Origin of the sequence: Stappia sp. 28M-7 (assembly GCF_014252955.1) — a bacterium.
GTDB lineage: Bacteria > Pseudomonadota > Alphaproteobacteria > Rhizobiales > Stappiaceae > Stappia.
This window is the reverse complement of the sequence record NZ_JACMIA010000001.1, coordinates 2650865-2677709: the sequence shown is the minus strand read 5'-3', so window position 1 is coordinate 2677709 and position 26845 is coordinate 2650865. Positions and strand designations below refer to the sequence as shown.

Below are 26845 nucleotides of genomic sequence, written 5' to 3'. Positions count from 1 at the left end.
CCTCACCAGCCGACAGGCCATGGGCGATTAGCTCAGCGGGAGAGCGTTCCGTTCACACCGGAAAGGTCACTGGTTCAATCCCAGTATCGCCCACCATTCCTTCCCGCACCGTCCCGAACACTGCCGAGATGAGACGCACCGAGCCCGGTGCCGGACCTCCCTCGTATTCCTGACAGGAAGACGGCGCAGGGCAGCGAATTTGCCCCTGCGTAAACCTGCAGCGTTCGTATCCGGTTTACCAGTTGCGCTTTTTTCGCCGGGGCAACGGCGTTTTCCTGCGATCCGTAAAGTCTCCCTCAAGCCCGCCGCGCGATAGTGGCGGGAAAGAGGAACGTTCCCGGATGCACGGACAGATCGCCAAGACCAGCCCTATGTTGCGCGACGCGATGCACCACGCCAGCCGCCCTATGGAGCGACGGGATCTTGGTGCCGTGGCCGCGATGTTCGGCGCCGCGTTTCGCGGCGGGCGGGTCGCGCCCGGCCTCGAGGCCTATCTGGAAACCTTCTGCTTCGGCCATCCGCAGCTGACGTCCGAGACCGGCAGCCGGGTCTATGAGAGCGAGACGGGCGAGCTCAGCGCGGCGGTTCTCTGCGTGCCGCTGCGGTTTCGCGTCGACGGGCAGCCGGTGACGGCGCGGCTTTTGTGCAATTTCATGGCCGTCGGCGAAGCGGGTGCGCGTGGCGCGGCCTGCCTGTCGCGGCATTTTCGGGCAAAGCGCCACGACTTCCTGTTTTCCGATACGGCCTCAGAGGCGAGCTCCACCCATTGGAAGACCGGCGGGGGGCGGATCCTGCCGATCCAGAGCCTGGAATGGTGCCGGGTCTTCCGTCCGCTGACCGCCTGCGCAAGGCGCATGCATCGCAGCTTGAGGGGAGAGGCCGGCGGCCTGCTGTTGGCGCCGCTCAGCATGCTCGACAAGGGCGCGCGGCGGCATCGTCCGCTGCTGGTCGCGCATATGCCCGAGGGCGTGACGGTGCAGGAGGTGGGGCCGACGCAGTTTCTGGCCGAGACGCGACCGATGTTCGGGCGCTTCAGCGTCCATCCGGACTGGGATCCGTCCGAATTCGCCTGGCTGTCGCGCATGGCGGAGGCGAATCCGGCGCTCGGTCCGCTGCACTTTGCCTTGATGCACGATGCCAGCGGCGCGACCATCGGCGCGGCTGCCTATTGCGGCACGGGCCGGGGGCGGGCGAGCGTGCTCAATCTGCTGTGCCTGGAAGGGCATGAGCGCGAGAGCGTCGCCGCGCTGCTGGCCGACCTCGACCGGCAGGGCTATTGCGAGGCGCGCGGGGCAACCCAGCCGTTCCTGATGCAGGCGCTGCAGGCGCAAAAGCACATGTGCTTCCGCCATCGCGGCTTCTTCTGCATCGCCGGGCGGATGCCGGCGTTGCACCGCGCGCTGGACCAGGACCTCGTCTATGCGGAAGGCCTGTCGTCGGAGAGCTGGTCGCGGCTCCTGACCGACTTTTGAGCCGCAGCGGCTTTCTTCCGTCCTGCCTTGCAGCGATCAGCGCGGGCCGGGAAGTCCGGCAAGGGCCGGGTGCAACTCGTCGAAATGGTCGATCACGGCGTCGGGCGAAAGCTCGCGCACCGGAACCGCGGTGTAGCCGAAGGTGACGGCCACGACCGGAATGCCGGCCGCGCGGGCCGCATCGATATCGGTCTTGCTGTCGCCGATCATCACCGAACCGGAAAGGCGCGCGCCGGCGCGCTCGACCGCGCCCAGAACGGGGGCGGCGTCCGGCTTCGGTCTGGCGAACGTGTCGCCGCCGACCAGCGAGTCGAACAGATCCAGCATCTTCAGGTGATCCAGCAACTGGCGGGCGATCGGCTCCGACTTGTTGGTGCACACGGCCAGCCGCCAGCCGTCCTTGCGGGCCGTCTCCAGCGCCTCGTGGATGCCCGGAAAGGGGCGGCTGAGGCCGGCAATGTCGGCTGTGTAGAAGGCGATGAAGCGCAGGTAGAGCCGCTCGATCTCGGCCGGGTCGGGATCGGGAATGCCGTTGGCCCAAAGCGCCTTGGCGATCATCGGCCGGGCGCCGACGCCGAACAGGTGGCCGAGCGTCTCGATGTCGACGCCGGACAGGCCTTCCTCGCGCATGACCGCGTTGAGCGCGGCGGCAAGGTCGTGGCGAGTGTCGACCAGGGTGCCGTCGAGATCGAAGACCAGAGCGGGCGTGGACATGGGTGCTTTCCTGTGTGGCGGCGGGTGATCCGGCTTATAGCCGGGCGGTTCGCCCGCGGGGAAGGAAATACCAAAACGCCGGCCACAAAGGGCCGGCGTTTCAAGGGTCTGGAGACCGTCGATGCGATCAGGCGATCTCGCTGGTGACGCCGAGGCGCTTGTCGAGATAGGAGCCGCACTCGGCCATCAACTCGTCCATGTGGTTCTCGAAGAAGTGGTTGGCGCCCGGGATGACCTTGTGGTCGATCACGATGCCCTTCTGCGTCTTCAGCTTGTCGACCAGCGTCTGGACGTCCTTGGACGGCACCACCTTGTCGGCATCGCCATGGACGATGAGGCCGGAGGAGGGGCAGGGCGCCAGGAACGAGAAGTCATGCAGGTTGGCCGGCGGAGCGGCGGAGATGAAGCCTTCCACCTCCGGGCGGCGCATCAGGAGCTGCATGCCGATCCAGGCACCGAAGGAGAAGCCGGCGATCCAGCAGGAGCGCGCGTCGGGATGGACCGTCTGGACCCAGTCGAGCGCGGCAGCGGCATCGGACAGCTCGCCCTGGCCATGGTCGAAGGAGCCCTGGCTGCGCCCGACGCCGCGGAAGTTGAACCGCAGGACGGCGAAGCCGCGCTTCGCGAACATGTAGTAGAGCTGATAGACGATCTGGTTGTTCATCGTCCCGCCGAACTGCGGATGCAGATGCAGGATCAGGGCGATGGGCGCCGTCCGCGATTTCGCCGGCTGAAAGCGGCCTTCGATCCGGCCGGCCGGACCGTTGAAAATCACTTCAGGCATGGACCACCTCGTTCATGGGGTATTCGTTCCTTAACTGCGGTTGCCGCGCACCGGGGTCGCGAAAGGTTGCGAAACTCAGGGGTATTGCTTAGTCCGGCTTGACTCGGATGGCCCTGCTTCCTACAACTTCTTTAGAATCGTTCGAAAGTTGACGGCGGACGCCGCATCTCGACCGGTTCACGTCGGCGGCCCGGTCGACCAGTCGTGTCGATCTGTCCGTCCGGCCAGCGTGGTATATAGGGATGTCTTAAACCGATCTCCACGCGGAATTGCAAGAATTGCATCGCGGTAGAAGCGGTCAGGAGCGGTTTTGTCGGTCGAGTAGGCCGGGCAGGGCGGTTCCGGCGGAGACATATGACGGTCATGACGTCACGGACGGACATCTATTTCGACCACAATGCCGGGGCGCCCTTGCGTCCGCAGGTGGCCGAACTCGTCTGTTCCGTGCTGAGGCGCACGGGAAATGCCTCGTCCGTTCACGGACCCGGGCGCCGGGCACGCGGCACGATCGAGACGGCGCGGGCGCAGGTCGCCCGGCTGTGCGGGGTTCCGGGCGCGCAGGTGAGCTTCACCTCGGGCGCCACCGAGGCGAACGTGACGGCGCTGTCGCCGGTCTGGAAGGACGGGCGCGGCGAGCGGCGGTTCACCCGGCTGCTGGTTGCAGCGAGCGAGCATCCCTCGGTCGCGGCAGGCGGACGCTTCCCGGCCGAGGCGCGAGAGAGCGTCCCGGTCGATGGCGAGGGCCTTGTCGATGCCGCATCGTTGGCGGCGCGGGTCGCGGAGCTGACGGCGGCGGGCGAGAGCGTTCTGGTGGCGGTGATGGCCGCCAACAACGAGACCGGCGTGCTGCAGCCGCTGGCGGAGATTTCGGCGGCGCTCAAGGAGAGCGGCGCGGTGCTGCATGTGGATGCGGTGCAGGCGGCAGGCCGCATCGCCATCGACATGGAGGCCTGGGGCGCTGACAGCCTGGCGCTTTCGGCCCACAAGATCGGCGGTCCGCAGGGCGCGGGCGCGCTCGTGGTGCGCAGGGCAGGGTTGCACCCCGCCCCCTTGCTCACCGGCGGCGGACAGGAAAACTGGCGCCGGGCAGGTACGGAAAATGTCGCGGCAATCGCCGGTTTCGGCCTTGCGGCGGAGCTGGCTGCCGCGGAACTGGACGGTTGGGACGAAATTCGGGCCCTTCGGGATGGCATGGAGCGCGAGCTTTGCCATATATGGGCCGATACGGTGGTCTTTGGCGCAGGCGCGCCGCGGCTCGCCAACACCAGCTGCTTCGCGGTGCCGGGCGTATCGGCGGAGACCGCGCTGATCGCTCTCGATCTGGAGAGCATCGCAGTGTCTTCGGGCTCGGCCTGCTCGAGCGGCAAGGTCGGCGTCTCGCCGGTGCTGTCGGCGATGGGTGCGAACAAGGATCTGGCGCGCGGCGCCATCAGGATCAGCCTCGGCCGGGAGACCGCGCCCGAGGAGATCGAACGGTTTCTTGCCGCATGGCGGCGGATATCGGGACGGATCAGGCAGGCAGGCGCGGGTCGCGCCGCCTGACGGGTTCCGGACCATCATGACCCGGATGCGGCCCAGGCCGCATCCATTACATAGTGCGACAACCCGCGGTCCTTGACACCGCAGTGGATGGAGACACGCATGCCTGCAGTTCAGGAAACGATCGACCGCGTCCGGTCGATCGATGTGGATCAGTACAAGTACGGTTTCATCACCGACATCGAGTCCGACAAGGCTCCTAAGGGTCTCAACGAAGACATCATCCGCTTCATCTCGGCCAAGAAGGACGAGCCGGAATGGATGCTGGAATGGCGGCTCGAGGCGTATCGCCGCTGGCTGACGATGACCGAGCCGACCTGGGCTCGCGTCGAGTACCCGAAGATCGACTTCAACGACATCTACTACTACTCCGCGCCGAAGTCCGCGCCGGGGCCCAAGAGCCTCGACGAGGTCGATCCGGAGCTGCTGGCGACCTACGAGAAGCTGGGCATCCCCTTGCGCGAGCAGGAGATCCTGGCCGGCGTCGAGCCGAAGAACCGCGTTGCGGTGGACGCGGTGTTCGACAGCGTGTCGGTGGTCACCACCTTCAAGGAAGAGCTGAAGAAGGCCGGCGTCATCTTCTGCTCGATCTCGGAAGCGCTGCGGGAACACCCGGAGCTGGTGCGCAAGTATCTCGGCTCCGTGGTGCCGGTCACCGACAACTACTATGCGACGCTGAACTCGGCGGTCTTCACCGACGGATCGTTCGTCTATGTGCCGGAGGGCGTTCGCTGCCCGATGGAGCTGTCGACCTATTTCCGTATCAACGAGAAGAACACCGGCCAGTTCGAGCGCACGCTGATCATCGCCGAGAAGGGCGCCTACGTCTCCTATCTGGAGGGCTGCACGGCGCCGCAGCGCGACGAGAACCAGCTGCATGCGGCCGTGGTCGAGCTCGTTGCGCTGGATGATGCCGAGATCAAGTACTCCACCGTCCAGAACTGGTTTCCGGGCGACAAGGAAGGCAAGGGCGGCATCTACAACTTCGTCACCAAGCGTGGCGACTGCCGGGGCAAGAACTCCAAGATCTCCTGGACCCAGGTCGAGACCGGTTCGGCGATCACCTGGAAGTACCCGTCCTGCATCCTGCGCGGCGACAATTCGCGCGGCGAGTTCTACTCGATCGCGGTGTCGAACGGTTACCAGCAGATCGACAGCGGCACCAAGATGATCCATCTCGGCAAGAACACGTCGAGCCGCATCATCTCCAAGGGCATTTCGGCCGGCAAGTCGCAGAACACCTATCGCGGCCTCGTCTCGGCGCATCGCAAGGCGTCGAACGCGCGCAACTTCACCCAGTGCGACAGCCTGCTGATCGGCCAGGATTGCGGTGCCCACACGGTGCCCTACATCGAGTCGAAGAACGCGACGGCCGTGTTCGAGCACGAGGCGACCACCTCGAAGATCTCCGACGACCAGATGTTCTACTGCCAGCAGCGGGGCCTGTCGGACGAGGAAGCGGTGGCGCTGATCGTCAACGGTTTCGTCAAGGACGTGATCCAGCAGCTGCCGATGGAGTTCGCCGTCGAGGCGCAGAAGCTGATCTCCATTTCGCTCGAAGGCTCGGTCGGCTGACGCCGGCCGACCGCCTCGCATACCGCACATCCAGAATACCGACGGATATCATCATGCTTGAGATCAAGAACCTGCACGCCCGCATCGCCGAAGACGGCACCGAGATTCTGCGCGGCATCGACCTCGTCGTGAAGCCGGGCGAAGTGCACGCCATCATGGGCCCGAACGGCTCCGGCAAGTCGACGCTTTCCTACATCCTCGCCGGCAAGGACGACTACGAAGTCACCGAGGGCGACATCGTCTACAACGGCCAGAGCCTGCTGGAGCTGGCGCCGGACGAGCGCGCCGCCGCTGGCGTCTTCCTCGCCTTCCAGTACCCGATCGAGATCCCGGGCGTGGCGACCATGACCTTCCTGAAGACGGCGCTCAACGCGCAGCGCAAGGCGCGCGGCGAGGAGGAGCTGTCCACGCCGGAATTCATGAAGCGGGTCAAGGACAAGGCCGGCGAACTTCAGATCACGATGGACATGCTGAAGCGGCCGCTGAACGTCGGCTTCTCCGGCGGCGAGAAGAAGCGCGCCGAGATCCTGCAGATGGCGCTGCTGCAGCCGACGCTCTGCGTGCTCGACGAGACCGATAGCGGCCTCGACATCGACGCGCTGAAGGTGGTGTCGGACGGCGTCAACCGCCTGCGCGGCCCGGACCGCTCCTTCGTGGTGATCACCCACTACCAGCGCCTGCTCGACCACATCGTGCCGGACGTGGTGCATGTCCTGTCGAAGGGACGCATCGTCAAGACCGGCGGCCCGGATCTGGCGCTGGAGCTGGAGAAGAACGGTTACGCCGACTTCATCGACGCGGCCGCGTGACAGGTCAGGAACACGACATGACCATCGAACCACGCACCCTGGACACCAGGGCCGAAACCGACCTCGCCGAGGCCTATTACCGCGACCGCGACGCCCTGCCGGGCGATGCGGCGGTGGCCGAGCTCCGCAAGTCGGCCTTCGATGCCTTCCGCAAGAGCGGGCTGCCGCATCGCCGCGTCGAGGAGTGGAAATACTCCGACCTGCGCGCAAGGCTGAAGAGCGTTCCGGCCTTTGCCGCACGCCGCAGCGACGACGACGCCAAGGCGGCTGTTGCCGCGCTCGACAACGTCTACGGCTCGGCGGAGCGCTACCGCCTCGTCATCGTCGACGGCCACTTCCACGCGGGTCTTTCCGACGTTGCCGCGCTGGCCGAGGCCGGCGTGAGCGTGCGTCCGCTCGCCAAGGCACTGGCTGAAGAGGGCGAAAGCCTGATGCAGCTGCCGGAGATCGCCACGGGCGATGCGGCGACGGGCCTTAACGCCATCTTCTGCGCCGACGGCCTCGTGCTGTCGCTGCCCGAAGGCGCTTCGCTGGACAAGCCGGTCGAGATCGTCCACGCGCTGTCGGCCAATGCCGCCAGCACCAGCGAGCGGGTGATCGTGGCGGCCGCCAAGGGCGCCAAGGCAACCGTTCTGGAGACGTTTGTCGGCGGAGCCGAGGGAAGCTTCTCCAACACGCTGACCGATATCCGCGCCGCCGATGCTGCGGAAGTGACCGTCGCCCGCCTGCAGGCGGAGGCCGCCGGCACCACCCATATCGGCACGGCCGTCGTGACGCTCGGGGCCGAGACCCAGGTCAAGCTGATCGGCGCGGGCATCGGGTCGGGCTTTGCCCGGCACCAGTCCTTTGTCGCCTTCACGGGCGAGGGATCGCGCGCGGACCTACTTGGCATCACCATGGTGCGGGCCGGCCAGCATGTCGATCAGACGCTGGTGGTGGACCACGCGGTGCCGCATTGCGACAGCCGCGAGCTGTTCAAGACGGTGGTCGGCGAAGGCGCCAAGGGCATCTTCCAGGGCAAGATCATCGTCCGCCCGCATGCGCAGAAGACCGACGGCCAGATGATGACCCAGTCGCTGCTCTTGTCGGACGACGCGGAAATGTCGCTGAAGCCGGAGCTGGAGATCTTCGCCGACGACGTGCAGTGCGCCCATGGCGCCACGAGCGGCCAGATCGACGAGGACCTCCTGTTCTACCTGCGCTCGCGCGGTATTCCGGAGGCCGATGCCCGCACGCTGCTGGTTCTTGCCTTCCTGTCGGAAGCGGTCGAGGAGATCGGCGAGGAAATCATCGTCGAGGCCTTCGAGGAGCGCATCCGCGCCTGGCTGGACGCCGGAGCGTAAAAGCCCCGGCATCAAAGGCTGTGGGGGCGTAACGCCCCGCCGCCACGCTTCCGGGGCTCAAGGCCCCGGCAGCACCGTACAGGCCGGGGCAGTCGCCCCGGCGAAGCGGGAGTACGCAGATGACGTCGATGACCGATCCCGGTGCCGTTGCAAGCGCCCCCTATGACGTGGCGGCAGTGCGCCGCGACTTCCCGATCCTGTCGCGCGAGGTCTACGGCAAGCCGCTCGTCTATCTCGACAACGGCGCCTCGGCCCAGAAGCCGCAGGCGGTGATCGACGCGGTGACCAAGGCCTATTCGCACGAATACGCCAACGTCCATCGCGGGCTGCACTACCTGTCGAACACAGCGACCGAGAATTTCGAGGCCGCGCGCGAGACCGTGCGCCGCTTCCTCAACGCCCCGTCGCAGGACGAGGTGATCTTCACCCGCTCCACCACCGAGGCGATCAACCTGGTCGCCCAGACCTTCGGCACGGAACGGATCGGTGAGGGCGACGAGATCGTCCTGTCGATCATGGAGCACCACTCCAACATCGTGCCCTGGCACTTCCTGCGGGAACGGCAGGGTGCGGTGCTGAAATGGGTCTATGTGCGCGAGGACGGGTCCTTCGACATCGACGCGTTCGAGGCGACCCTGTCGGCCAAGACGAAGCTGGTGGCGATCACCCAGATGTCGAACGTGCTGGGCACCGTGGTGCCGATCCGCGAGATCTGCCGGATCGCCCATGCGCGCGGCATTCCGGTGCTGGTCGACGGCAGCCAGTCGGCGGTGCACATGCCGGTCGACGTGCAGGATCTGGGCTGCGACTTCTTCGTCTTCACCGGTCACAAGGTGTATGGGCCGACCGGCATCGGCGTGTTGTGGGGCAAGATGGAGCACCTGGAGCGGATGCGTCCGTTCAATGGCGGCGGCGAGATGATCCTCGACGTCACCGAGGACATGGTGAGCTACAACAGCCCGCCGCACCGCTTCGAGGCCGGTACGCCGCCGATCGTCCAGGCCATCGGCCTTGCGGCCGCGCTCGACTATATGGACGCGATCGGCCGCGATCGGATCGCCGCGCACGAGGCGGCCCTTCGCGACTACGCGCATCAGCGGCTGAAGCAGATCAACTCGATCCGCATCTTCGGCGAGGCACCGGACAAGGGCGCCATCGTCGCCTTCGAGATGAAGGGGGTGCATGCGCACGACGTGTCGATGATCATCGACCGCGAGGGCGTTGCCGTACGGGCCGGGACCCATTGCGCGCAGCCGCTGCTGGCACGATATGGTGTGACCTCGACATGCCGGGCGAGCTTCGGCCTCTACAACACGTTCGACGAGGTCGACAGGCTGGTCGAGGCGCTGCAGAAGGCCCACGACTTTTTCGCATGAGGGCGAGATGAGCGAAGACCAACTGACGCAGGACGAGGAAGCCCAGGCCGAGATTTCGGCGACCGGCTCCGCATTTTCCGAAGATGAGCTGAAGCGCCTGACGGACGATATCGTCGGCGCGCTGAAGACCGTCTACGACCCGGAAATTCCTTGCGATATCTATGAGCTGGGCCTGATCTACAAGGTCGATATCGAGGACGACCGCTCGGTCGCCATCGACATGACGCTGACCGCGCCGGGCTGCCCGGTCGCCGGCGAGATGCCGGGCTGGGTGGAAAACGCTGTCAGTGCGGTCGCCGGGGTCGGCGACGTCAACGTGCAGATGGTGTTCGATCCGCCGTGGACGCCCGACCGAATGTCGGAAGAGGCCAAGGTGGCGCTCAACTGGTATTGAGTGCCAGATCTGCCGGATGGTCCGAGCGAACTGGCAAGAGCCCGCGCCAGGCCCTATATTGTGGGGTAACGCGGGTGCATCTTGCACCTGCTAGTGTGGTGAATTTGAAATACGCCTCGTTTTGGCAGCGACCGTCAGAGCGTATTTCAAATTCGAAAACCACACTAGAAACATAAACTTGCTAGTCACCCTTTTAAATCTGAAGTTCGTTCAGAGCACGCCGCCAAATGTGACGAACTTCAGATTCGGGTGACTAACCGCTAGAATCGGGGAAACGGATATGGGTTCCAGATTCCAGGTCCTGAAGCTGACGGACGCCGCCGCCGAGCGCGTGCGCGAGATCGTCGGCAATTCGGCCAAGCCCGTTCTCGGCCTGCGCGTCGGGATCAAGAAGGGCGGCTGCGCCGGCATGGAATACGACATGAGCCTCGTCGAGGAGGCGAAGCCGGGCGACGACGTGATCGACGACAAGGGCGTCAAGATCTTCATCGAGCCCTCGGCGGCGCTCTTCCTGCTGGGCACGGAGATGGATCACGAAGTGACGAAGTTCCGCTCCGGTTTCGTGTTCCGCAATCCCAACGAGGTCTCGGCCTGCGGCTGCGGCGAGTCCGTCTCGCTGAAGGAAGCGGACGCCGAGGCGTTCGGGGCGCAGGGCTGAACGGCCGATCAGAGCTTTGGACACAAAAAACCCCGCCGGACGCGACCGTCCGGCGGGGTTTTTCGTTTCGGCTGGCCTCACCCGTCCCGCAAGGCCTTCAGCAGGGTCTCGATCTCCACTTCCGTGTTGTAGGCGTGGAGCGAGGCGCGCAGGACCGAGTCGAGGCCGCGACGGGGCAGGTCGATGCGTGCGGAGGAGGCGGAGGAGACCGAGGTGTTGATGCCGGTCGCCGTGAGGCGTGCGCGCGTTTCCGCCGGGCTTTCGCCTTCCACCGTCAGCGTGACGATGCCGCATTTGCGCGTGCCGCGGTCGTGCACCGCGACGCCCGGGAGCTTGGCGAGTTCGCTGCGCAGCAGGGCGGCGAGCGCCGAGATGCGGTCCTCCAGCCGATGCGGTCCGGTCTCCAGCGCATAGCGCACGGCAACGCCGAGGCCGATCTGGCCGGCGAAATAGCGCTCCCAATTCTCGAAACGGCGCGCGCCCTCGACAAGGCGATAGCTGTCGGCGTCGATCCACTCGGTCGCTTCCAGATCGATGAAGGCCGGCTCCAGCTGGTCGAGCACCGCGTCGGAGACATAGAGGAAGCCGGTGCCGCGCGGCCCGCGCAGATACTTGCGCCCGGTGCCGGAGAGCATGTGGCAACCGAGGCGGGCGACGTCGAGGGCGATCTGGCCGGCGGACTGGCAGGCATCCAGCAGGTAGAGCACCCCGTGGCGGCGGGCGACGGCGCCGACTTCCTCGGCCGGATTGACGAGGCCGCCGAAGGTCGGGACGTGGGTGAGGGCGATCAGCCGGGTCTTCGGCGTGATCGCCGCCTCGAGCGCCTTCAGGTCGATCTGGCCGGTCTCGTCGTCGTCGATCAGGTCGATCTCGATGCCGGCGCGGGCCTTCATCTGCAGCAGCGCGACATAGTTGGAGACGTATTCGGCGCGGCCGGTGATCACCCGGTCGCCGGGGCGAAACGGGATCGAGTAGAAGGCCATGTCCCAGGCGCGGGTGGCATTCTCCACATAGGCGATCTCGTGCGGGGCGGCGCCCAGCAGAGCAGCGACGGCAGGATAGAAGTCGGCGACCGCATGGGCAGCCCGGTCGGCGGCCTCGTAGCCGCCGATGTCCGCCTCGAGGTCGAGATGCGCCTTCACGGCGGCCAGGACCGGCGCGGGCGGCAGGCTGGCGCCGGCATTGTTGAAATGGACGAGGCGGGCGGCGGCCGGCGTATCGGTGCGCAGGCGGGCGGTGTCGGCGTCGGTCCAGCCGGAAGATTGCGCGCGGGGGATGGTGGTCATGGGCGGAGCGATCCTCTAGGCAGGAGAGACGGACGGGAAGACGGGGGCAGGAGGGCTTTCGTCGCTGGATTGCAGCTTACGGAAACGCAGGGCATGACCATCACGTATTTCGGTTACGGATCGCTCGTCAACACACGCACGCTGGGAGCGCAGGCGTTGGCCGAGGCCGGCACCCTGTCTGGCTGGCGACGCGAATGGCGCGCGTGGTGGCGTCCGGAGGGGGCGGAGAACCTGCCGAAGGTCTGCACGCTGACGGTGCGCCGGGCGGCGGATACGGCGATCCGCGGGGTGATGGTGAGCGAGCCGGCCGAACGGCTTGCCGAGCTCGACGCCCGCGAGCGGCGCTATCGCCGGATCGACGGCATCGGCCCGTCCTTCCGCCGGGACAAGGACGGAACGGCGGGAGCTGCGAGCGCCTTTCTCTACGAGGCGGACAGCGAGATCCGCCGGCCGGGCACCGACGAGCACCCGATCCTGCAGAGCTATGTCGATTGCGTGCTGGCGGGCTTTTACGCCTTCTGGGGCGAGGAGGGCGTGCGCCACTTCATCGAGACGACGGATGGCTGGGACGCCCCGATGCTGGCCGACCGGAGTGCGCCGCGCTATCCGCGGGCGCAGGTGCTGGATGCCGACCTGCTGGCGTTGTTCGACGATCAGCTGGCCGGCACGGGGCTTCGCCACATCGAGGCGTGAGGCACGCGCCGGAGCGGAGGATGCCGCTCCGGCGCGCCGCGTCACTTCAGTTCGGTCACGGTGATCTTGCCGTTGACTCGTCCGGCGACGAACTCGATCTCCTTGCCTTCCTGCAAATGCTCCCACATCGCCTCTTCGGCGACGCGGAAGACCATGGTCATGGCCGGCATGTCGAGGGATGTCAGTTCCTCATGGACGATGGTGACCTTCTTGGCGCGAAGGTCGACCTTCTTGACCACGCCCTTGGTGAACTCTGCCGCGAGCGCGGTAGACGCTCCGGAGACGAGGAGCAGGGCTACGACGAAGGCTGTTGCGAGTTTCATCTTGTCGTCCTTTTCGTTGGGGAGGGGCTGCTCACTTGTGTGCGACGTCGATGTCGCCATGCATGCCGGACTCGTAGTGACCGGGGATCAGGCAGGCGAACTCGAAGCTGCCGGTATTGCTGAAGGTCCACACGACCTCGCCCTCGGCGCCCGGCTCGAGCCGGACGGAGTTGGGATCGTCGTGCTCCATGTCCGGGAACTGGGCCATCACCTTCTTGTGCTCCTGGTTGCGGACCGGCGTGTCGATGACGAACTCGTGCTCGATCTCTCCGACGTTGCGAACGAGAAAGCGGATGGTCTCGCCCTGGCGCACCTGAAGGGCCGCCGGATCAATCGCCATGCCGTCTTCGGTCTCCTTCAGTTCGACACGTACGGTGCGCGTCGCCTGTGATGCCTCGCCGGGGGTGCCGGCGGCCATCTTGTCCCCGTGGCCTCCGGCATGAGTGCCGGCGGCGATCGCGTCGCCCTGACCGAGCGCGAGGGCGCAGAGGGCCACGGCGAGCATCTTCATGGTCTTTGTCTGCATGTTCTGTCCTTTCCGTTTCGGGGTATGGAGCGGCCTCAGCCGCCATGCTGCCGGTGTGAGGCACGCTGTGCGGGTGCGCTGGCCGGAGCATCGGTGAGCGTGGTGGAAGGGCTGTCGGCACGGGTGACGTCCGGCAGTTCGCCGGCCCACTCCCAAGCCTGTGTTCCGGGCGGGTTCTCGTACCAGCCGGGATCGGCGTAATCGCCCGGCTGAATGCCGTCGCGGACCTTCACCACGGAGAACATCCCGCCCATTTCCAGCGGGCCATGGGGCCCCCAGCCGGCCATCATCGGAACCGTGTTGTCGGGCAGGGGCATTTCCATCTCGCCCATTTCGGCCATGCCGTTGGAGCCCATCGGCATGTATTCGGGCTGTAGCTTGCGGATCTTCGCGGTGACCGAGCGCTTGTCGGCGCCGATGAAGGTCGGCACGTCGTGGCCCATGGCGTTCATCGTGTGATGCGACTTGTGGCAGTGGATCGCCCAGTCGCCCGGGTGGACCGCGTCGAACTCGTAGGCACGCATGGCGCCGACGGGAATATCGATGGACACTTCCGGCCAGCGCGCCTCAGGGCGCACCCAGCCACCATCCGTACAGGTGACCTCGAAGTCGTAGCCGTGCATGTGGATGGGGTGGTTGGTCATGGTCAGGTTACCGACGCGCACCCGCACCCGGTCTCCCAGTCCGACGACGAGCGGATCGATGTCGGGAAAGATCCGGCTGTTCCAGGTCCACAGGTTGAAGTCGGTCATCGTCATGATCTTCGGCACGTAGGAGCCGGGATCGATGTCGAAGGCGTTGAGCATGATCAGGAAATCACGGTCGACACGCATGAAGGCCGGGTCCTTCGGATGCACGATGAAGAACCCCATCATGCCCATGGCCATCTGCACCATCTCGTCGGCGTGCGGGTGGTACATGAACGTCCCGCTCTTCACGAGGTCGAACTCGTAGACGAAGGTCTTGCCCGGCGGGATGCCCGGATGCGACAGGCCGCCGACGCCGTCCATGCCGGAAGGCAGGATCATGCCGTGCCAGTGCACGGAGGTGTGCTCGGGCAGGCGGTTGGTGACGAAGATGCGCACCCTGTCGCCCTCGACCGCTTCGATGGTCGGGCCGATGGACTGGCCGTTATAGCCCCACAGGAAGGCGGTCATGCCGTCGGCAAGCTCCCGCTCCACCGGCTCGGCGACGAGGTGGAACTCCTTGACGCCGTTGTTCATGCGGTGGGGCAGGGTCCAGCCGTTCAGGGTAACGACGGGGTTGTAGTCCGGGCCCGAGGTGGGGGTGAGCGGGGCCTGGGTTGCGGGCGTGTCCATCGTCGCCGCCTCAGGCAGTCCGCGATTGCTGGTCTGGGACCAGGCGGTGGAGGACACGAGGGCCGCGCCCGCAGCGCCGGCGCCCAGGATCTGACGTCTGTTCAGCATTGCAGTCTCCTTCGCCATCAATGTCCGCCGCCGCCGGCATCGGCGACCGCGGCTTCGCTGCCACCGCCTGCGGCCGGGGCTTCACCGCCGCCATGGATCGCGGCGGCCAGGCCCGCTTCCGCGAGCCAGAAGTCCCGCTTGGCGCGTGAGGCCATCAGGACGGTGCCGATCCGCGCCCTGGTATCGGCCAGCAGCTCGAACGTGTTGGTGATCATGCCGTTGTAGGTGAGGAGGGATTCCTCCTCGATCTGGTTGCGCAGGGGCAGGACCGAGTTGCGGTAGTGGCGGGCGATCTCGTGCGAGGCGCGGTAGGCCAGATAGGCGGAGCGCGCCTGCGAGCGAATGTTGACCGCACGTTCCGCCAGGCGATTGGCGGCACGCATGTAGGTGAACTCCGCCTTCTTCATGCGGGCCGCGCCGCTGTCGAAGATCGGGATCGCGAAATCCAGCTCCACCTGGGCCGTGCCGGTGAGCCGGGTCTTGCCGTCCTCCTTCTCGCGCTCGCTTTCGAAGCCGGCGACGAGGCCGAGATCGGTGACGTAGCGGGTCGCCTCGGTCAGTCCGAGCTCGCGGGCCGTAGCCTCCAGCTCTATCTTCGCGATCTGCAGGTCGACCCGGCGCTGCAGCGCCTCCCGCTCGACATGCTCCTTGTTCATCAGGCGGCCGGGAAGCGGGGGAAGCGCGTCGGGCACGAAGAACGCGGTGTCCGCGCCCCATAGCCCCATCGCGCGGGCGAGCTTTTCCTTGGCGAGCCGCGCGGCAAGCCGGGCCTCCGCGATCTGGCCGACCAGTTCCGCGTTGAACGCGTGTTCGCGCGCCTGCGCAGCCTTGGGCATGGCGCCGGTCTCGCCGAGCTTTTCGGCAAGCTCGGAGGCCGCATCGGCGGCTTGACGGGCTTGGTTGAGGAGGGCGACCGTCTCGAAGGCGGCGACCGTCTCGATCCATGCGCTGCGCGTCTCGTTGGCAACGCGCAGGGTTTCCTCCGCCGCCCGCATCTGCGCCTGGCGGAAGCGGGTCTCGGCGATCTCGCTGCGCCGCTTGTGCGTCAGGAGGGCCAGGATGTTGTTGGCGACCATCCCCTCGATGGTCTTGAAGGCGACCAGGCCGGGTTGGCCGATGCCGAGCAGGCCGACCGAAATGTTCGGGTTCGGCAGCAGGGTCTGCTGCCAGGCATCGGCGGCGCTGATGCCGAGATCCGAATAGGCCGCCTGCAGGCCGCGATTGTTGATCAAGGCCACCTGAACGGCGGTTTCGGCGCTGATGGTCTTCTTGTGGACCATGGAACGCACGCGCTCGGAGGCCGCGCGGGCCTGCTCGGGGGTCTGGACCCATGTGGGGGTGTTGCCGCCGAGCGCTGGTGCCACCTGGCCGGCGACGGTGACGAAGCCGGCATCGCCGGGCCCGTAGGCATCCGTAGCAGCCGTGGCGATGCAGCCGCCGAGCAGCAGGGGCGCCGTCAACACGGCGAGGGAACGAAGGGAGGGCCTCATGACGCACCTCCGCCCGGTGCCTGGCGGTCGTTCAGGTCCCGCCAGTTGCCCGGCTCCACGGGAATGCGGTGCTCGTAGGGAGCGACGACGCTGGCCGGTCGCAAAGGCACGGTGGCGGCGTGCGGGTCTTCCGGCAGCGGTCCGTAACCGGACACGGTTGCCGGGACGGTGGCACAGGCGGCCACCGCCAGCGGCGCGAGGGCCGCAAGCAGTCTGGATATCATGACAAGTCCTCGAGAATGACAGGATGCGGCCGCGCGGGTTCACCGCGCGGCAACGGCCTTTTCAGGCCGGCCTGTCAGGCTCGAGGAGGGCGGTCGGTCGGGTGGGGCGGTTGCGGCTCGAGGCGAACCGCATGGTCGCTCTCCGGCTTTGCAGCGGGAAGATGCGCGAAACCGGGGGCGCAATCTTCGGCCAGTCCGGGAAAACAGAAGGAGAGACAACAGTCGACCGTGGAGCCCGTCTGGTGGTGGGAGCCTTCGGGCGTCTGTCCGTGCGAGGCGTGCGGCGCCATGTCGTGAGATCTTGCGCTGCCGTGACCGGCTGCATGCGCGTCGTCGGCTGCGTGTGCGGCAACCATCGGCGACGGGGCGTGAATGTGGGCTTGCTGGCGAGCGGCCGGGACCGCTGCGGCAAAGGCGTCGCTCAGATTGCCGGCGGTGGCACCTGCAAGCGCAATCATCGCCACGAGAACGAGGCGGCACAGAGTTGCAGCAAAGAGGCGGGCACGACTCTCCATGACGCCGGATAATGAGTCAGACGGCAGCCACGTGCAAGAGGCACGAGCACTGTCGGCCGCTGCTCTCGGGAATGTGATCGGCAGCATTGCGGACCTTCGGAGCGCTTGCAGTGCCACTCTGCTGGCTCATCCGTTGCGACGTTATCTGTGGCCTCGCCACGCTGCCGCGTGTATAACGCCCGGCACCCGTCGCCCACGCAACATATGATCGGGCGAGCGGGGACAGACGAAACACGCAACCGGAGCGGATGCCTGCAGGCACAAGATCTTGCCGAAGGTCGTTTATACGGAGTTGGAACAATGGCGCAGAACTGGACACCGGATAGCTGGCGGTCGATGCCGATCGTGCAGGTGCCCGAGTATCGCGACGCGGACGCGCTCGCGGAAGTGGAGCGCCGCCTGTCCGACTTTCCGCCGCTCGTTTTTGCAGGTGAGGCGAGGAAGCTGAAGGCCCAGCTCGCCGAAGTGGCCGAAGGTCGCGGATTCCTGCTGCAGGGCGGCGATTGTGCGGAGAGCTTTGCGGAGCACCACGCGGACCACATCCGCGACTTCTTCCGCGTCTTCCTGCAGATGGCCGTCGTGCTCACCTATGCCTCGGCGCAGCCGGTGGTGAAGGTCGGCCGCATCGCCGGCCAGTTCGCCAAGCCGCGCTCCTCGCCGATGGAGAAGCAGGGCGACGTGGAGCTGCCGAGCTACCGCGGCGATATCGTCAACGACATCGCCTTCACGCCGGAATCCCGTGAGCCGGATCCGCAGCGCCAGGTCATGGCCTACCGCCAGTCGGCCGCGACGCTGAACCTGCTGCGCGCCTTCGCGCAGGGCGGTTTCGCCAATCTCGACCACGTGCATCGCTGGATGCTGTCCTTCGTCAAGGATAGCCCGCAGAGCCATCGCTACCAGGTGCTCGCCGACCGGATCTCGGAGAGCCTGGAGTTCATGCGCGCCTGCGGCATCGACCCGGACAGCGCGCCGCAGCTGCGCTCGACCGATTTCTTCACCAGCCACGAGGCCCTTCTGCTGGGCTACGAGCAGGCGATGACCCGCGTCGACAGCACCTCCGGCGACTGGTACGCGACCTCCGGCCACATGCTGTGGATCGGCGACCGCACCCGCCAGCCGGACCATGCGCATGTCGAGTTCTTCCGCGGCATCAAGAACCCGATCGGCCTGAAATGCGGCCCGAGCCTGAAGGCCGACGAGTTGCTGCAGCTGATCGACACGCTGAACCCGGCCAACGAGGCCGGCCGATTGACGCTGATCTGCCGCTTCGGCGCGGACAAGGTGTTCGAGCACCTGCCGCAGCTGGTGCGCGCGGTGGAGCGCGAGGGCCGGAAGGTGGTGTGGTCGTGCGATCCCATGCACGGCAACACGATCACCGCCGGTGGCTACAAGACGCGTCCGTTCGACCGCATCATGCGGGAGGTCGAGGCCTTCTTCGCGGTGCACCGGGCGGAAGGCAGCTATGCCGGCGGTATCCATGTGGAGATGACCGGCAAGAACGTCACCGAGTGCACGGGCGGTGCCCGGGCGCTGACGGCCGAGGATCTCGCCGACCGCTACCACACCTATTGCGACCCGCGGCTCAATGCCGAGCAGGCCATCGAGCTCGCCTTCATGGTGGCCGAGAACGTCCGCAAGGAGCGCGACCTGCGCGGCAATCCGGAGCGCGAGGCGGCCATCGCCTGAGCCGCTTCGGTTCACTGCCGGAGCACGCAATCGTCATCGACGCCGCCGGGATCCTCCCGGCGGCGTTGTCGTTTTCGTGCCCTGCCGCGCCGGGCGGTAGGCTTCCCGAAAGGTATTGCGGGTATGGATCGCGCGCCGAGGCCGCAGGTCGGACGAGCAGATGAGCGCCCCAGCAGTCGATGTTATCGTCTGAAACTTACGTAACGAAATATTTCCGTATTTCGTATATTTATAAGTATGAGCCAATCGGGAGGGGACCGAACGGCATGTTACTCGACCTTTCAGCAGTGTCGGTTTTGGTTATCGACGACAACTCGCATATGCGCAGCCTGTTCAGGGCGATCCTGAACGGGTTCGGCATTCGGCGTATCTCGGATGCGTCGGACGGAGCGGACGGTCTGGCGGTAACGCTGGAGCGAAAGCCCGATGTCGTCATCTGCGACTGGGTGATGTCGCCGCTCAACGGTGCGGAGTTTCTTTCGATCCTGCGCAGCGACACCGATACGGGCGTGGCCACCACGCCGGTGATCATGGTGAGCGCGGATGCGCGCAAGCCCGTTGTTCTCAAGGCAGTGGAGCTCGGCATCCACGAATTCCTGGCAAAACCGGTTTCGCCGGCCATGCTCTACCAGCGCCTGCAGCGGGTCTTGACCGAGCACAGGCCGTTCGTGCGGGCGGTGGACCGGTTGCGGCCGGCCCCAAGAGGCAGCTATGAGCCGTCGGCAATGCCGGCGCCGGAAGTGGCGGCGGCAGCCTTGAAGGCGCAGCGCTCCGCCGGCGGGCAGGGCACTGTCTACCTGTAGTCGAGAGACCTTCCGCGGCCCCAGGGGCAGCGACGCGCGCTGCGCGGCCCGCTCATGCGCTCTCGCCGATTGCGCAAGCGCAAGGGCCGGGCTACACCCGTTTTCATGAGCGCGACACCGACCGAATCCTCCCTGAAAACCGTCTCTTCCGGCCCTGCCGACAGGCTGCGGCTGGCGGTGGCCCAGATGAACCCGACCGTCGGCGACGTGGAGGGCAACCTGGCGCTGGCGCGCCGCGCCCGTGCGCAAGCCGCCGCCGCCGGGGCCGATCTCGTTTTGCTGTCGGAGCTGTTCCTGTCCGGCTATCCGCCGGAGGATCTGGTGCTCAAGCCCGCTTTCGTCGCCGCCTGCCGGGCAGCGCTGGACGAGCTGGTCGCCGACACCGCCGATGGCGGGCCCGGTGTCGTGATCGGCCTGCCGTGGCGCGAGGTCGACAAGCTGCACAATGCGGTGGCGCTGATCGACGGCGGACGCATCGAGGGTGTCCGGTTCAAATACGATCTGCCGAACTACGGCGAGTTCGACGAAAAGCGCGTGTTCCAGGCTGGCCCCTTGCCGGGACCGGTCGGCTTTCGCGGCATCCGTATCGGCCTGCCGGTCTGCGAGGATGCGTGGACCGAGGAAGTGTGCGAGTGCCTGGAGGAGACCGGCGCGGAGCTGCTGCTGGTGCCGAACGGGTCGCCCTTCTATGCCGGCAAGCCCGAGGTGCGTCTGCAGGTGATGGTGCAGCGCGTGGTCGAGACGGGCCTGCCGCTGGTCTATTGCAACCAGCTTGGCGGCCAGGACGAACTGGTGTTCGACGGCGCGTCCTTCGCGCTGCAGGCGGACCGGCGCCTTGCCTTCCAGATGGGCGAGTTCGTCGAGGAGATCGCGATCACCGACTGGCGCCGCGATGCGGATGGAGGCTGGGTCTGCGAGAACGGGCCGAAGGCTGATCTGCCGGATATCGATGCCGCGCGCTGGCAGGCCTGCGTCCTAGGCTTTCGCGACTATGTGAACAAGAACCGCTTTCCGGGCGTGGTGCTGGGTATGTCCGGCGGCATCGACAGTGCGGTGGTGGCGGCGATGGCGGTGGATGCGCTGGGGGGCGACAAGGTCCACTGCGTGATGCTACCCTATCGCTATACCTCGACGGAGAGCCTCGTGGATGCCGAAGCCTGCGCCAAGGCGCTCGGCGTGCGCTACGACACGGTGGCGATCGCCCCGGCGGTGGAGGGCTTTTCGGAAGGACTTTCGGGCCTGTTCGCCGGCACCGACAGCGGCGTGACGGAAGAGAACCTGCAGTCGCGCGCGCGCGGCACGATCCTGATGGCGATCTCCAACAAGTTCGGCTCCATGGTCGCGACCACGGGCAACAAGTCGGAAATGTCCGTCGGCTATGCGACGCTCTACGGCGACATGAACGGCGGCTTCAACCCGATCAAGGACCTCTACAAGACGCAGGTCTATCGGCTCGCCGCTTGGCGCAACGCCAACCGGCCGGACGGCCTGCTCGGTCCTGCCGGCGAGGTGATCCCGGTCAACATCATCGACAAGGTGCCGACCGCGGAGCTGCGCGAGAACCAGACGGACCAGGATTCGCTGCCGCCCTATGACGTGCTCGACGACATTCTCGAATGTCTGGTGGAGAACGAGATGTCGGTGGGCGATATCGAGGCGCGCGGCCATGACCGCGAGCTGATCCACCGCATCGAGCACCTGCTCTACATCGCCGAGTACAAGCGCCGGCAGTCGGCGCCGGGCGTGAAGATCACCCGCAAGAATTTCGGCCGCGACCGCCGCTATCCGATCACCAACCGCTTCCGCGACCGCAGCTAGGCCGCGTCTTTCAGTGGCAGCCAAGCCCGGCCGGGCTGCTGCCGCTCCTGCCACACGAGCCCTCGCGCGAGGGACCATGCGTCTCGACAGGCTTCGCCTGGTCGCCATCCTTGCCGCCGGCCAGATCGTCGGTTGGGGAACGACCTTCGACATGCCCGGCGTGCTGGGTCGGCAGATCACCGCCGAGCTCGGGATGTCGAACGCGCTCGCCTTCGGCGGCCTGACGGCGATGATGCTTCTGGGCGGGTTCGCCGGCCCGCTGACCGGACGGCTGATCGAGCGGCATGGCGCTGCAAGGGTGCTCGCAGCGGGAGCTGCGACCATGGCGGCGGGGCTTCTCGCCATGAGCCTGGCGCAGGGTGTCGTGCTCTACTACGCCGCCTGGCTGGTGATGGGGATCGGCGGCGCACTCGGCCTGACCGTGCCGTGCAACGCGGCGGTGGTCGAGCGGGAAGGGGCGGGTGCCCGGCGCTCCATCGGCATCCTGATGATCTTCACCGGGCTGTCGGCCGCCGTCGCCTGGCCGCTGTGGAGCCTTCTGGAAGGGGCGATCGGCTGGCGCATGGCGATGCTGGCAGCAGCCGGAACACAAGCAGCGCTGTGCCCGCTCTATCTCTTCGCCCTGCCGTCGCCGCGCGACGAGGACGGAGGTGCAGCGCGGGCCGCGGCCGCCGCTGTCGAGCCGTTGCGGCTGACGCAGGCACAGGCGCGCCTTGCTTTCTGGCTGATCGCGCTGGTGTCCATCGTCTTCAGCCTGGTCACCACGGGTCTCGCGCCGTCGCTGATCGCCTTGCTGCAGATGTCGGGTGCGTCGCCGGCTCTGGCCCTGGAACTCGGCGCCCTGCGCTCGGTGCTCGGGATCACGGCGCGGCTTGCCGATATTCTGGCGGGGCGGTTCGCAACGCCGCTGACCTCGGGCCTCATTGCCGCCGCGCTGCTGGTGGGCTCGCCCCTGCTGCTGCTCCTCGCCGACGGGCAGGCTTCGCTGCTCTATCTCTTCATTGCGTTCTACGGCTTCGGCTCGGGCATTTCGGCACTGACACGTGCGCTGCTACCGCTCAGCTTCTTTTCGGCAAGCCGCTATGCGCGCGCGGCGGCCAACCTGTCGCTGCCGAGCAATGTCGCGATGGCAGCAGGGCCGCTGCTGGTGACCCTTGTGCTCGACAGTGCCGGTGTCGCGGGCGTGGCGGTCTATGCCTCGGGGCTGGCGATGCTGGCGCTGGCGGCGCTCGTGTGCCTTGCCGTTCTGGCGTGGAGACAGCGGGGAGGGGCTGTGTCCGCCTGAACCCGCCGGCCTTGTCGAAAAGGACGATCTCTTTCGCCGGGCGAGAAGTTTCTCTATCCTGACCGCTCTTTCCTGGTCCTGCGACCGGTGCCGCCGGCCTGCGCTCCACATGATGATCGACCTGCGGTCGCACCGCCCTTCGCTCCGCGCCATGCTCCGGCTTGGTGCGGGAGGCGGGCTTGCCGGCTTGCGGACTTGCCACTTTTGCCGCGGATTGCTGCCATGCCCTTCTTCACCTTCCTGCGCGACAATCTCCGCTGGCTTGCGGCCGGACTGCTGCTGACCTTCTTCTCCAGTTTCGGGCAGACCTATTTCATCTCGCTGGTGGCGGGAGACCTGAGGGCCGAGTTCGGGCTGAGCCACGGCGCGTTCGGCGGGCTCTACATGGCCGCGACCCTGTGCTCGGCGCTGTCGCTGACCTTCGTCGGCAAGGTGGTCGACAATTTCCCGCTGGCGCTGGTTGCCGGCGGCGTGGTGGCGGGGCTCGCGCTGTTCACCGCCGGGATGGCCAGCGTCTCCTCGGTCGCCATGCTGTTCGTGGTGCTCTACGGCTTGCGGCTGTTCGGCCAGGGCATGATGACCCATGTGGCGATGACCGCGATGGGCCGCTGGTACGATGCGCAGCGCGGCCGCGCGGTCTCCATCGCCTCGCTCGGGATCCAGTGCGGCGAGGCGAGCCTGCCGCTGGTCTTCGTCACGCTGGCCGGCCTGCTGGGCTGGCGCGGCACATGGTGGCTGGGCGTTGCCGTGCTGGTGCTGGTGGCGCTGCCGGCGCTGCTCCTGCTGCTGAAGGTCGAGCGGGTGCCGCGCGGCACCATCCACACGGACGAGCGCCCGGTGGCGCAGCGGCAATGGACCCGCGCGGAGGTGCTGCGCGATCCGGCCTACTGGATCATTTCCGCCGGCACGCTGGCGCCGCCCTTCATCGGGACGACGATCTTCTTCCATCAGGTCTATCTGGTGGAGCTGCGCGGCTGGTCGATGGAACTGTTCGCCTCGGCCTTCATGGCCATGTCGGCGATGACCATCAGCTGCGCGCTGCTGGCCGGCTATCTGGTGGACAAGGTGACAGCCTTGCGGCTGCTGCCGACCTTCCTGTTGCCGCTGGGGCTCGCCTGCGTGCTGCTGGGGACGGTGACTCACCCCTTCGCCGCGTTCGGTTTCATGGCGCTGCTCGGCATCAGCTACGGGTTCAGCTCTACCCTGTTCGGCGCCCTGTGGCCGGAGATCTATGGCGCGCGGCACCTCGGCTCGATCCGCTCCGTGACGGTGGCGATGATGGTCTTTGCCTCGGCGCTGGGGCCGGGCCTCACCGGCTATCTGATCGATGCCGGCGTGCCGTATTCGTTGCAGGTCTATGCCATGGCGCTCTACTGCCTGCTGGCGGCGCTGGCCCTCACGCTGGTGTCGCGCCATGTGCGGCAGCGCCCGGCGGAGGGCGGCGTTGCGGGGGAACCTGCTTCCGGCTAAGAGGTGGCCATGACAGTCACCGTTCGCTTCGCCCCGTCACCCACGGGCTTCCTGCACATCGGCAATGCCCGTCCGGCGCTGATCAACTGGCTCTTCGCGCTGCGCCGCGAGGGGCGCTTCATCCTGCGCTACGACGACACCGACAAGGAGCGCTCGACCGAAGAGTTCGCCGCAGCGATCGCGGAGGATCTCGGCTGGCTCGGCATCGCGCCGCATGAGAGCTTCCGCCAGTCGGACCGGCTGCCGCTCTACGATGCGGCGGCCGAAAAGCTCAAGGCGGCCGGACTGCTCTATCCCTGCTACGAGACGTCGGACGAGCTGGAGCGGCGACGCGCAAGGGCGCGCGCGCTCGGGCGCCCGCCGGTCTACGACCGGGCGGCGCTACGCCTCGATGACGCGGAGCGGGCGCGGCTGGAAGCGGAGGGGCGACGGCCGCACTGGCGCTTCCTGCTGCCGAACCACGACGGCGATCCTTTCGTCACGCGGCGGGTGGAGCGCAGCTGGGACGACCTGTGCCGCGGGGCGCAGAGCATCGATCTTGCGTCGCTGTCCGATCCGGTGCTGGTGCGCGAGGACGGCAGCTATCTCTATACGCTGCCCTCTATCGTCGACGACATCGCCGCCGGGGTGACCCATGTCATCCGCGGCGAGGACCATGTGGCCAATACCGGCGTGCAGATCGCCATTTTCGAGGCGCTGGACGCGGCCCCGCCGATCTTCGGCCATCACAACCTGCTGACGACGATTTCCGGCGAAGGCCTGTCGAAACGCAAGGGCGCGCTGTCGCTGCGCTCGCTGCGCGAGGATGGGTTCGAGCCGATGTCGGTTGCCTCGCTGGCGGTTCTGACCGGTACCAGCCATGCGGTGGAGCCGGCGGACGACCTGTCCCGGCTGGCGGAGATCTTCGATTTGGCCGACGTGTCGCGCTCGTCGGCGAAGTTCGATCCGCAGGAGCTGCGGCCGCTCAATGCGAAGCTGGTGCATGCCCTGCCATATGCCGCCGTCGCGGACAGGCTGTCGGGCCTTGGTATCGCCGAGACGCATCCGGGGGGCGAGGCCTTCTGGCTGGCGGTGCGGGAGAATTGCGAGACGGTGGCGGATGCTGCGCGCTGGTGGCGGGCGGTGACGTCACCACAGCCGCTGTCGGTTGCCGAGGAAGACGGTGCGTTCCTTCGCGAGGCGGCAGAGCTTCTGCCGCAGGAGCCCTACGACGAGACCACCTGGGGAGCCTGGACGGGTGCGCTCAAGGAGCGAACGGGCCGGAAGGGGCGGGCATTGTTCCTGCCGCTGCGCAAGGCGCTGACGGGCGAAGAGCACGGGCCGGACATGAAAGCCCTGCTGCCGCTTATTGGGCAACGAAATAGCGCGGCCCGACTATCCTGACATTGCGCTCGGCCGGAGGCTCCGACGAGCCTTCCGTGTCGGCGTTCTCGGCCGGCAGCTCGGCCGAGGTGGCGACTTCCGCCTTGTGGCGCGAGGGGGAGCCCAGAACCGGCAGCGACGGACCCTGGCGCACCGGCGAATAGCCGAGCTCCATGTTGGTGCGCGTGTCCGGGTCCTGCAGCTGCAGGGTTTCGATGGCCTGCTGTGCGTCGTCGGCTCCGATCCCGTCGGGCGTGACGCCGCTGCGCAGTTCCTGTTTCACGCCGGCCTCGACGTCGACATCGCGCAGGTAGCTGGCGGCCTCGTCGTCACCGCTGCGGATCAGACTTGCCATGGTCTGGCGGTCGGCGCTCGGCTGGCAGCCGCACCCTTCCACATAGGCGACGCGGAACCGGTTGGCGTTGGGCAGGTCGCCATAGGGCATGCCCGTGATGGAGACGAGGTTCTCGACCGTCTCGCCCGGATTGCGATGGACGAAGAGTTCGGCCTGCGCGCCTGGGCACATGGAGCGGCACACGGCGGCATCGCGGCCGAAGCCCTCCTCGCCGGTGGAGAAGCTGACGGGGAAGAAGAACCCGTCGCACATGCGCACGCACATGGTCCGGTAGGTCGGTCCGGAGGGCCGGCGAACCATGGTGGCGTTGTCGCCGGAGCTGAAGCGCACGGTCGAGCGCGGCCGCGTCTCCGTCCGCTGCGGCTCCACGGCGGCCTGATGCGTCACCGCGCCGTTGCCCCGGCCGATGCCGAACAGCGAGAGGAAGCCGCCGCCGGAGGGCGGAGCAGAGCGGATGCCGGTATTTGCAGGCGCGCGGGCCTGCTGCGGGGCATCGCAGTTCTGGCGGGCGAGGGCCTTTCGCAAGGCTGCCTCGCGGCCGGTGCTGCGGCTGCCGGCGTGGCGGGCGCGCTGACGGTCGATCTTGGCAAGGTTGGCGCGCATGCGCTCGATCTTAGGCTTCAGCCCCTTGCAGGACGGGGCGCTGGCGGCGCCGCCACAGCCGAGATGGCGGAAGTCGCGCTCGGCCAGCCCCAAGGCCTGCGACTGGGCGCGGTGGGCATCGTCCCACTTGGCATATTCGGGAGAGCGCGAGCCGCCGGCGGAGATCTGCTGGAGTTCGGCACGCAGGGCCGAGCAGCTGGCAGCAATGGCCGGGCCGCTGACGGCAAGGATCAGGCCCGCAGCCACGAGGCCGCGCAGCAGTCCTTTTCCAATGCCGGTTTCCAGAGCCATCGATGCGATCCGCTTGAGCAAAAG

At 67.0% G+C, this 26845-nt stretch carries 24 protein-coding genes and 1 tRNA gene; 16 read left to right on the top strand and 9 right to left on the bottom strand.

The window, feature by feature from the left end; all coding sequences use genetic code 11:
- Positions 1-21 precede the first annotated feature (21 nt).
- Together H7H34_RS11755 and H7H34_RS11750 are read left to right on the top strand one after the other, a co-directional pair.
- Positions 22-96 (top strand) — tRNA-Val (locus tag H7H34_RS11755).
- Between the two features lie 245 nt (positions 97-341).
- Positions 342-1472, top strand: coding sequence for a GNAT family N-acetyltransferase (locus H7H34_RS11750; protein ID WP_185925288.1), 1131 nt, complete (start codon positions 342-344; stop codon positions 1470-1472).
- A 36-nt stretch (positions 1473-1508) separates the two neighbouring features.
- Here the strand turns inward: H7H34_RS11750 and H7H34_RS11745 are convergent, their stop codons facing one another.
- Positions 1509-2186 carry an HAD family hydrolase gene (locus H7H34_RS11745; RefSeq protein WP_185925287.1) on the bottom strand — a complete coding sequence of 226 codons (678 nt, stop codon included), beginning with the start codon at positions 2184-2186 and terminating at the stop codon, positions 1509-1511.
- Positions 2187-2313: 127 nt separating this feature from the next.
- Positions 2314-2970 (bottom strand): alpha/beta hydrolase, encoded by a 657-nt coding sequence (locus H7H34_RS11740; RefSeq protein ID WP_120267749.1) that lies wholly within the window; start codon positions 2968-2970, stop codon positions 2314-2316.
- Between the two features lie 363 nt (positions 2971-3333).
- Between H7H34_RS11740 and H7H34_RS11735 the strand changes: the two genes are divergently transcribed.
- The 7 genes from H7H34_RS11735 (at position 3334) to sufA (ending at position 10664) form a co-directional block, all read left to right on the top strand.
- Positions 3334-4512, top strand: coding sequence for a cysteine desulfurase family protein (locus H7H34_RS11735; RefSeq protein WP_185925286.1), 1179 nt, complete (start codon positions 3334-3336; stop codon positions 4510-4512).
- Between the two features lie 99 nt (positions 4513-4611).
- Positions 4612-6084, top strand: coding sequence for a Fe-S cluster assembly protein SufB (gene sufB, locus H7H34_RS11730; RefSeq protein WP_120267750.1), 1473 nt, complete (start codon positions 4612-4614; stop codon positions 6082-6084).
- 53 nt (positions 6085-6137) lie between these two features.
- The gene (sufC, locus tag H7H34_RS11725; RefSeq protein WP_067215596.1) at positions 6138-6893 is read left to right on the top strand and encodes a Fe-S cluster assembly ATPase SufC; all 756 of its coding nucleotides are present in this window, start codon (positions 6138-6140) and stop codon (positions 6891-6893) included.
- 17 nt (positions 6894-6910) lie between these two features.
- Positions 6911-8236, top strand: coding sequence for a Fe-S cluster assembly protein SufD (gene sufD, locus H7H34_RS11720; protein ID WP_185925285.1), 1326 nt, complete (start codon positions 6911-6913; stop codon positions 8234-8236).
- A gap of 128 nt (positions 8237-8364) precedes the next feature.
- Complete coding sequence (locus H7H34_RS11715) at positions 8365-9612, top strand: cysteine desulfurase (RefSeq protein WP_185926521.1); 1248 nt, start codon at positions 8365-8367, stop codon at positions 9610-9612.
- A 7-nt stretch (positions 9613-9619) separates the two neighbouring features.
- Positions 9620-10006 carry an SUF system Fe-S cluster assembly protein gene (locus tag H7H34_RS11710; RefSeq protein WP_067215591.1) on the top strand — a complete coding sequence of 129 codons (387 nt, stop codon included), beginning with the start codon at positions 9620-9622 and terminating at the stop codon, positions 10004-10006.
- Positions 10007-10286: 280 nt separating this feature from the next.
- The gene (gene sufA, locus H7H34_RS11705) at positions 10287-10664 is read left to right on the top strand and encodes a Fe-S cluster assembly scaffold SufA (protein ID WP_067333789.1); all 378 of its coding nucleotides are present in this window, start codon (positions 10287-10289) and stop codon (positions 10662-10664) included.
- Between the two features lie 77 nt (positions 10665-10741).
- Here the strand turns inward: sufA and H7H34_RS11700 are convergent, their stop codons facing one another.
- Positions 10742-11950 (bottom strand): aminotransferase class V-fold PLP-dependent enzyme, encoded by a 1209-nt coding sequence (locus tag H7H34_RS11700; protein ID WP_185925284.1) that lies wholly within the window; start codon positions 11948-11950, stop codon positions 10742-10744.
- 93 nt (positions 11951-12043) lie between these two features.
- Between H7H34_RS11700 and H7H34_RS11695 the strand changes: the two genes are divergently transcribed.
- The gene (locus tag H7H34_RS11695; RefSeq protein ID WP_185925283.1) at positions 12044-12643 is read left to right on the top strand and encodes a gamma-glutamylcyclotransferase; all 600 of its coding nucleotides are present in this window, start codon (positions 12044-12046) and stop codon (positions 12641-12643) included.
- 41 nt (positions 12644-12684) lie between these two features.
- On the opposite strand, the gene H7H34_RS11690 is transcribed toward H7H34_RS11695, so the two are convergent.
- Genes H7H34_RS11690 through H7H34_RS11670 form a run of 5 tightly spaced genes read right to left on the bottom strand, consistent with a single transcriptional unit; the run spans position 12685 to position 16633 of the window.
- A complete protein-coding gene (locus H7H34_RS11690) occupies positions 12685-12966 on the bottom strand; it encodes a copper-binding protein (protein WP_067215583.1) in 282 nt (93 codons plus the stop codon).
- A 31-nt stretch (positions 12967-12997) separates the two neighbouring features.
- Positions 12998-13477 carry a cupredoxin domain-containing protein gene (locus tag H7H34_RS11685; protein WP_067218079.1) on the bottom strand — a complete coding sequence of 160 codons (480 nt, stop codon included), beginning with the start codon at positions 13475-13477 and terminating at the stop codon, positions 12998-13000.
- 50 nt (positions 13478-13527) lie between these two features.
- Positions 13528-14919 (bottom strand): multicopper oxidase family protein, encoded by a 1392-nt coding sequence (locus H7H34_RS11680; RefSeq protein WP_067215581.1) that lies wholly within the window; start codon positions 14917-14919, stop codon positions 13528-13530.
- A 17-nt stretch (positions 14920-14936) separates the two neighbouring features.
- Positions 14937-16409, bottom strand: coding sequence for a TolC family protein (locus H7H34_RS11675; RefSeq protein ID WP_067215579.1), 1473 nt, complete (start codon positions 16407-16409; stop codon positions 14937-14939).
- Positions 16406-16633, bottom strand: coding sequence for a hypothetical protein (locus H7H34_RS11670; RefSeq protein WP_067215577.1), 228 nt, complete (start codon positions 16631-16633; stop codon positions 16406-16408). Before H7H34_RS11670 ends, H7H34_RS11675 begins: the two co-directional genes overlap by 4 nt.
- Positions 16634-17448: 815 nt before the next feature.
- On the opposite strand from H7H34_RS11670, the gene H7H34_RS11665 reads away from it, so the two are divergent.
- The 6 genes from H7H34_RS11665 to gltX all read left to right on the top strand — a co-directional run bounded on the left by H7H34_RS11665 (position 17449) and on the right by gltX (position 25593).
- Positions 17449-18834, top strand: a complete 1386-nt coding sequence (locus H7H34_RS11665; RefSeq protein ID WP_185925282.1) for a class II 3-deoxy-7-phosphoheptulonate synthase — start codon at positions 17449-17451, stop codon at positions 18832-18834.
- Positions 18835-19100: 266 nt separating this feature from the next.
- Positions 19101-19637: a response regulator gene (locus H7H34_RS11660; protein ID WP_158592630.1), complete on the top strand. Its 537-nt coding sequence runs from the start codon at positions 19101-19103 to the stop codon at positions 19635-19637.
- 105 nt (positions 19638-19742) lie between these two features.
- Positions 19743-21455, top strand: coding sequence for an NAD+ synthase (locus H7H34_RS11655; protein ID WP_185925281.1), 1713 nt, complete (start codon positions 19743-19745; stop codon positions 21453-21455).
- A 76-nt stretch (positions 21456-21531) separates the two neighbouring features.
- Positions 21532-22740 (top strand): MFS transporter, encoded by a 1209-nt coding sequence (locus H7H34_RS11650; protein WP_185925280.1) that lies wholly within the window; start codon positions 21532-21534, stop codon positions 22738-22740.
- A 222-nt stretch (positions 22741-22962) separates the two neighbouring features.
- A complete protein-coding gene (locus H7H34_RS11645; RefSeq protein ID WP_185925279.1) occupies positions 22963-24210 on the top strand; it encodes an MFS transporter in 1248 nt (415 codons plus the stop codon).
- Between the two features lie 9 nt (positions 24211-24219).
- Positions 24220-25593 carry a glutamate--tRNA ligase gene (gltX, locus tag H7H34_RS11640; RefSeq protein WP_185925278.1) on the top strand — a complete coding sequence of 458 codons (1374 nt, stop codon included), beginning with the start codon at positions 24220-24222 and terminating at the stop codon, positions 25591-25593.
- On the opposite strand, the gene H7H34_RS11635 is transcribed toward gltX, so the two are convergent.
- Complete coding sequence (locus H7H34_RS11635; protein WP_185925277.1) at positions 25556-26821, bottom strand: DUF2865 domain-containing protein; 1266 nt, start codon at positions 26819-26821, stop codon at positions 25556-25558. The genes gltX and H7H34_RS11635 overlap by 38 nt on opposite strands.
- Positions 26822-26845: the final 24 nt, after the last annotated feature.

Coding starts and splice junctions, on each gene's coding strand:
- H7H34_RS11745 (WP_185925287.1), bottom strand. CDS start 2,186: ATGTCCACGCCCGCTCTGGTCTTCGATCTCGACGGCACCCTGGTCGAC.
- H7H34_RS11655 (WP_185925281.1), top strand. CDS start 19,743: ATGAGCGCGACACCGACCGAATCCTCCCTGAAAACCGTCTCTTCCGGC.
- H7H34_RS11700 (WP_185925284.1), bottom strand. CDS start 11,950: ATGACCACCATCCCCCGCGCGCAATCTTCCGGCTGGACCGACGCCGAC.
- H7H34_RS11675 (WP_067215579.1), bottom strand. CDS start 16,409: ATGAGGCCCTCCCTTCGTTCCCTCGCCGTGTTGACGGCGCCCCTGCTG.
- sufB (WP_120267750.1), top strand. CDS start 4,612: ATGCCTGCAGTTCAGGAAACGATCGACCGCGTCCGGTCGATCGATGTG.
- H7H34_RS11660 (WP_158592630.1), top strand. CDS start 19,101: ATGTTACTCGACCTTTCAGCAGTGTCGGTTTTGGTTATCGACGACAAC.
- sufC (WP_067215596.1), top strand. CDS start 6,138: ATGCTTGAGATCAAGAACCTGCACGCCCGCATCGCCGAAGACGGCACC.
- H7H34_RS11670 (WP_067215577.1), bottom strand. CDS start 16,633: ATGATATCCAGACTGCTTGCGGCCCTCGCGCCGCTGGCGGTGGCCGCC.
- sufA (WP_067333789.1), top strand. CDS start 10,287: ATGGGTTCCAGATTCCAGGTCCTGAAGCTGACGGACGCCGCCGCCGAG.
- H7H34_RS11735 (WP_185925286.1), top strand. CDS start 3,334: ATGACGTCACGGACGGACATCTATTTCGACCACAATGCCGGGGCGCCC.
- H7H34_RS11695 (WP_185925283.1), top strand. CDS start 12,044: ATGACCATCACGTATTTCGGTTACGGATCGCTCGTCAACACACGCACG.
- H7H34_RS11740 (WP_120267749.1), bottom strand. CDS start 2,970: ATGCCTGAAGTGATTTTCAACGGTCCGGCCGGCCGGATCGAAGGCCGC.
- H7H34_RS11665 (WP_185925282.1), top strand. CDS start 17,449: ATGGCGCAGAACTGGACACCGGATAGCTGGCGGTCGATGCCGATCGTG.
- H7H34_RS11710 (WP_067215591.1), top strand. CDS start 9,620: ATGAGCGAAGACCAACTGACGCAGGACGAGGAAGCCCAGGCCGAGATT.
- sufD (WP_185925285.1), top strand. CDS start 6,911: ATGACCATCGAACCACGCACCCTGGACACCAGGGCCGAAACCGACCTC.
- H7H34_RS11650 (WP_185925280.1), top strand. CDS start 21,532: ATGCGTCTCGACAGGCTTCGCCTGGTCGCCATCCTTGCCGCCGGCCAG.
- H7H34_RS11680 (WP_067215581.1), bottom strand. CDS start 14,919: ATGCTGAACAGACGTCAGATCCTGGGCGCCGGCGCTGCGGGCGCGGCC.
- H7H34_RS11645 (WP_185925279.1), top strand. CDS start 22,963: ATGCCCTTCTTCACCTTCCTGCGCGACAATCTCCGCTGGCTTGCGGCC.
- H7H34_RS11715 (WP_185926521.1), top strand. CDS start 8,365: ATGACCGATCCCGGTGCCGTTGCAAGCGCCCCCTATGACGTGGCGGCA.
- H7H34_RS11690 (WP_067215583.1), bottom strand. CDS start 12,966: ATGAAACTCGCAACAGCCTTCGTCGTAGCCCTGCTCCTCGTCTCCGGA.
- H7H34_RS11635 (WP_185925277.1), bottom strand. CDS start 26,821: ATGGCTCTGGAAACCGGCATTGGAAAAGGACTGCTGCGCGGCCTCGTG.
- gltX (WP_185925278.1), top strand. CDS start 24,220: ATGACAGTCACCGTTCGCTTCGCCCCGTCACCCACGGGCTTCCTGCAC.
- H7H34_RS11685 (WP_067218079.1), bottom strand. CDS start 13,477: ATGAAGATGCTCGCCGTGGCCCTCTGCGCCCTCGCGCTCGGTCAGGGC.
- H7H34_RS11750 (WP_185925288.1), top strand. CDS start 342: ATGCACGGACAGATCGCCAAGACCAGCCCTATGTTGCGCGACGCGATG.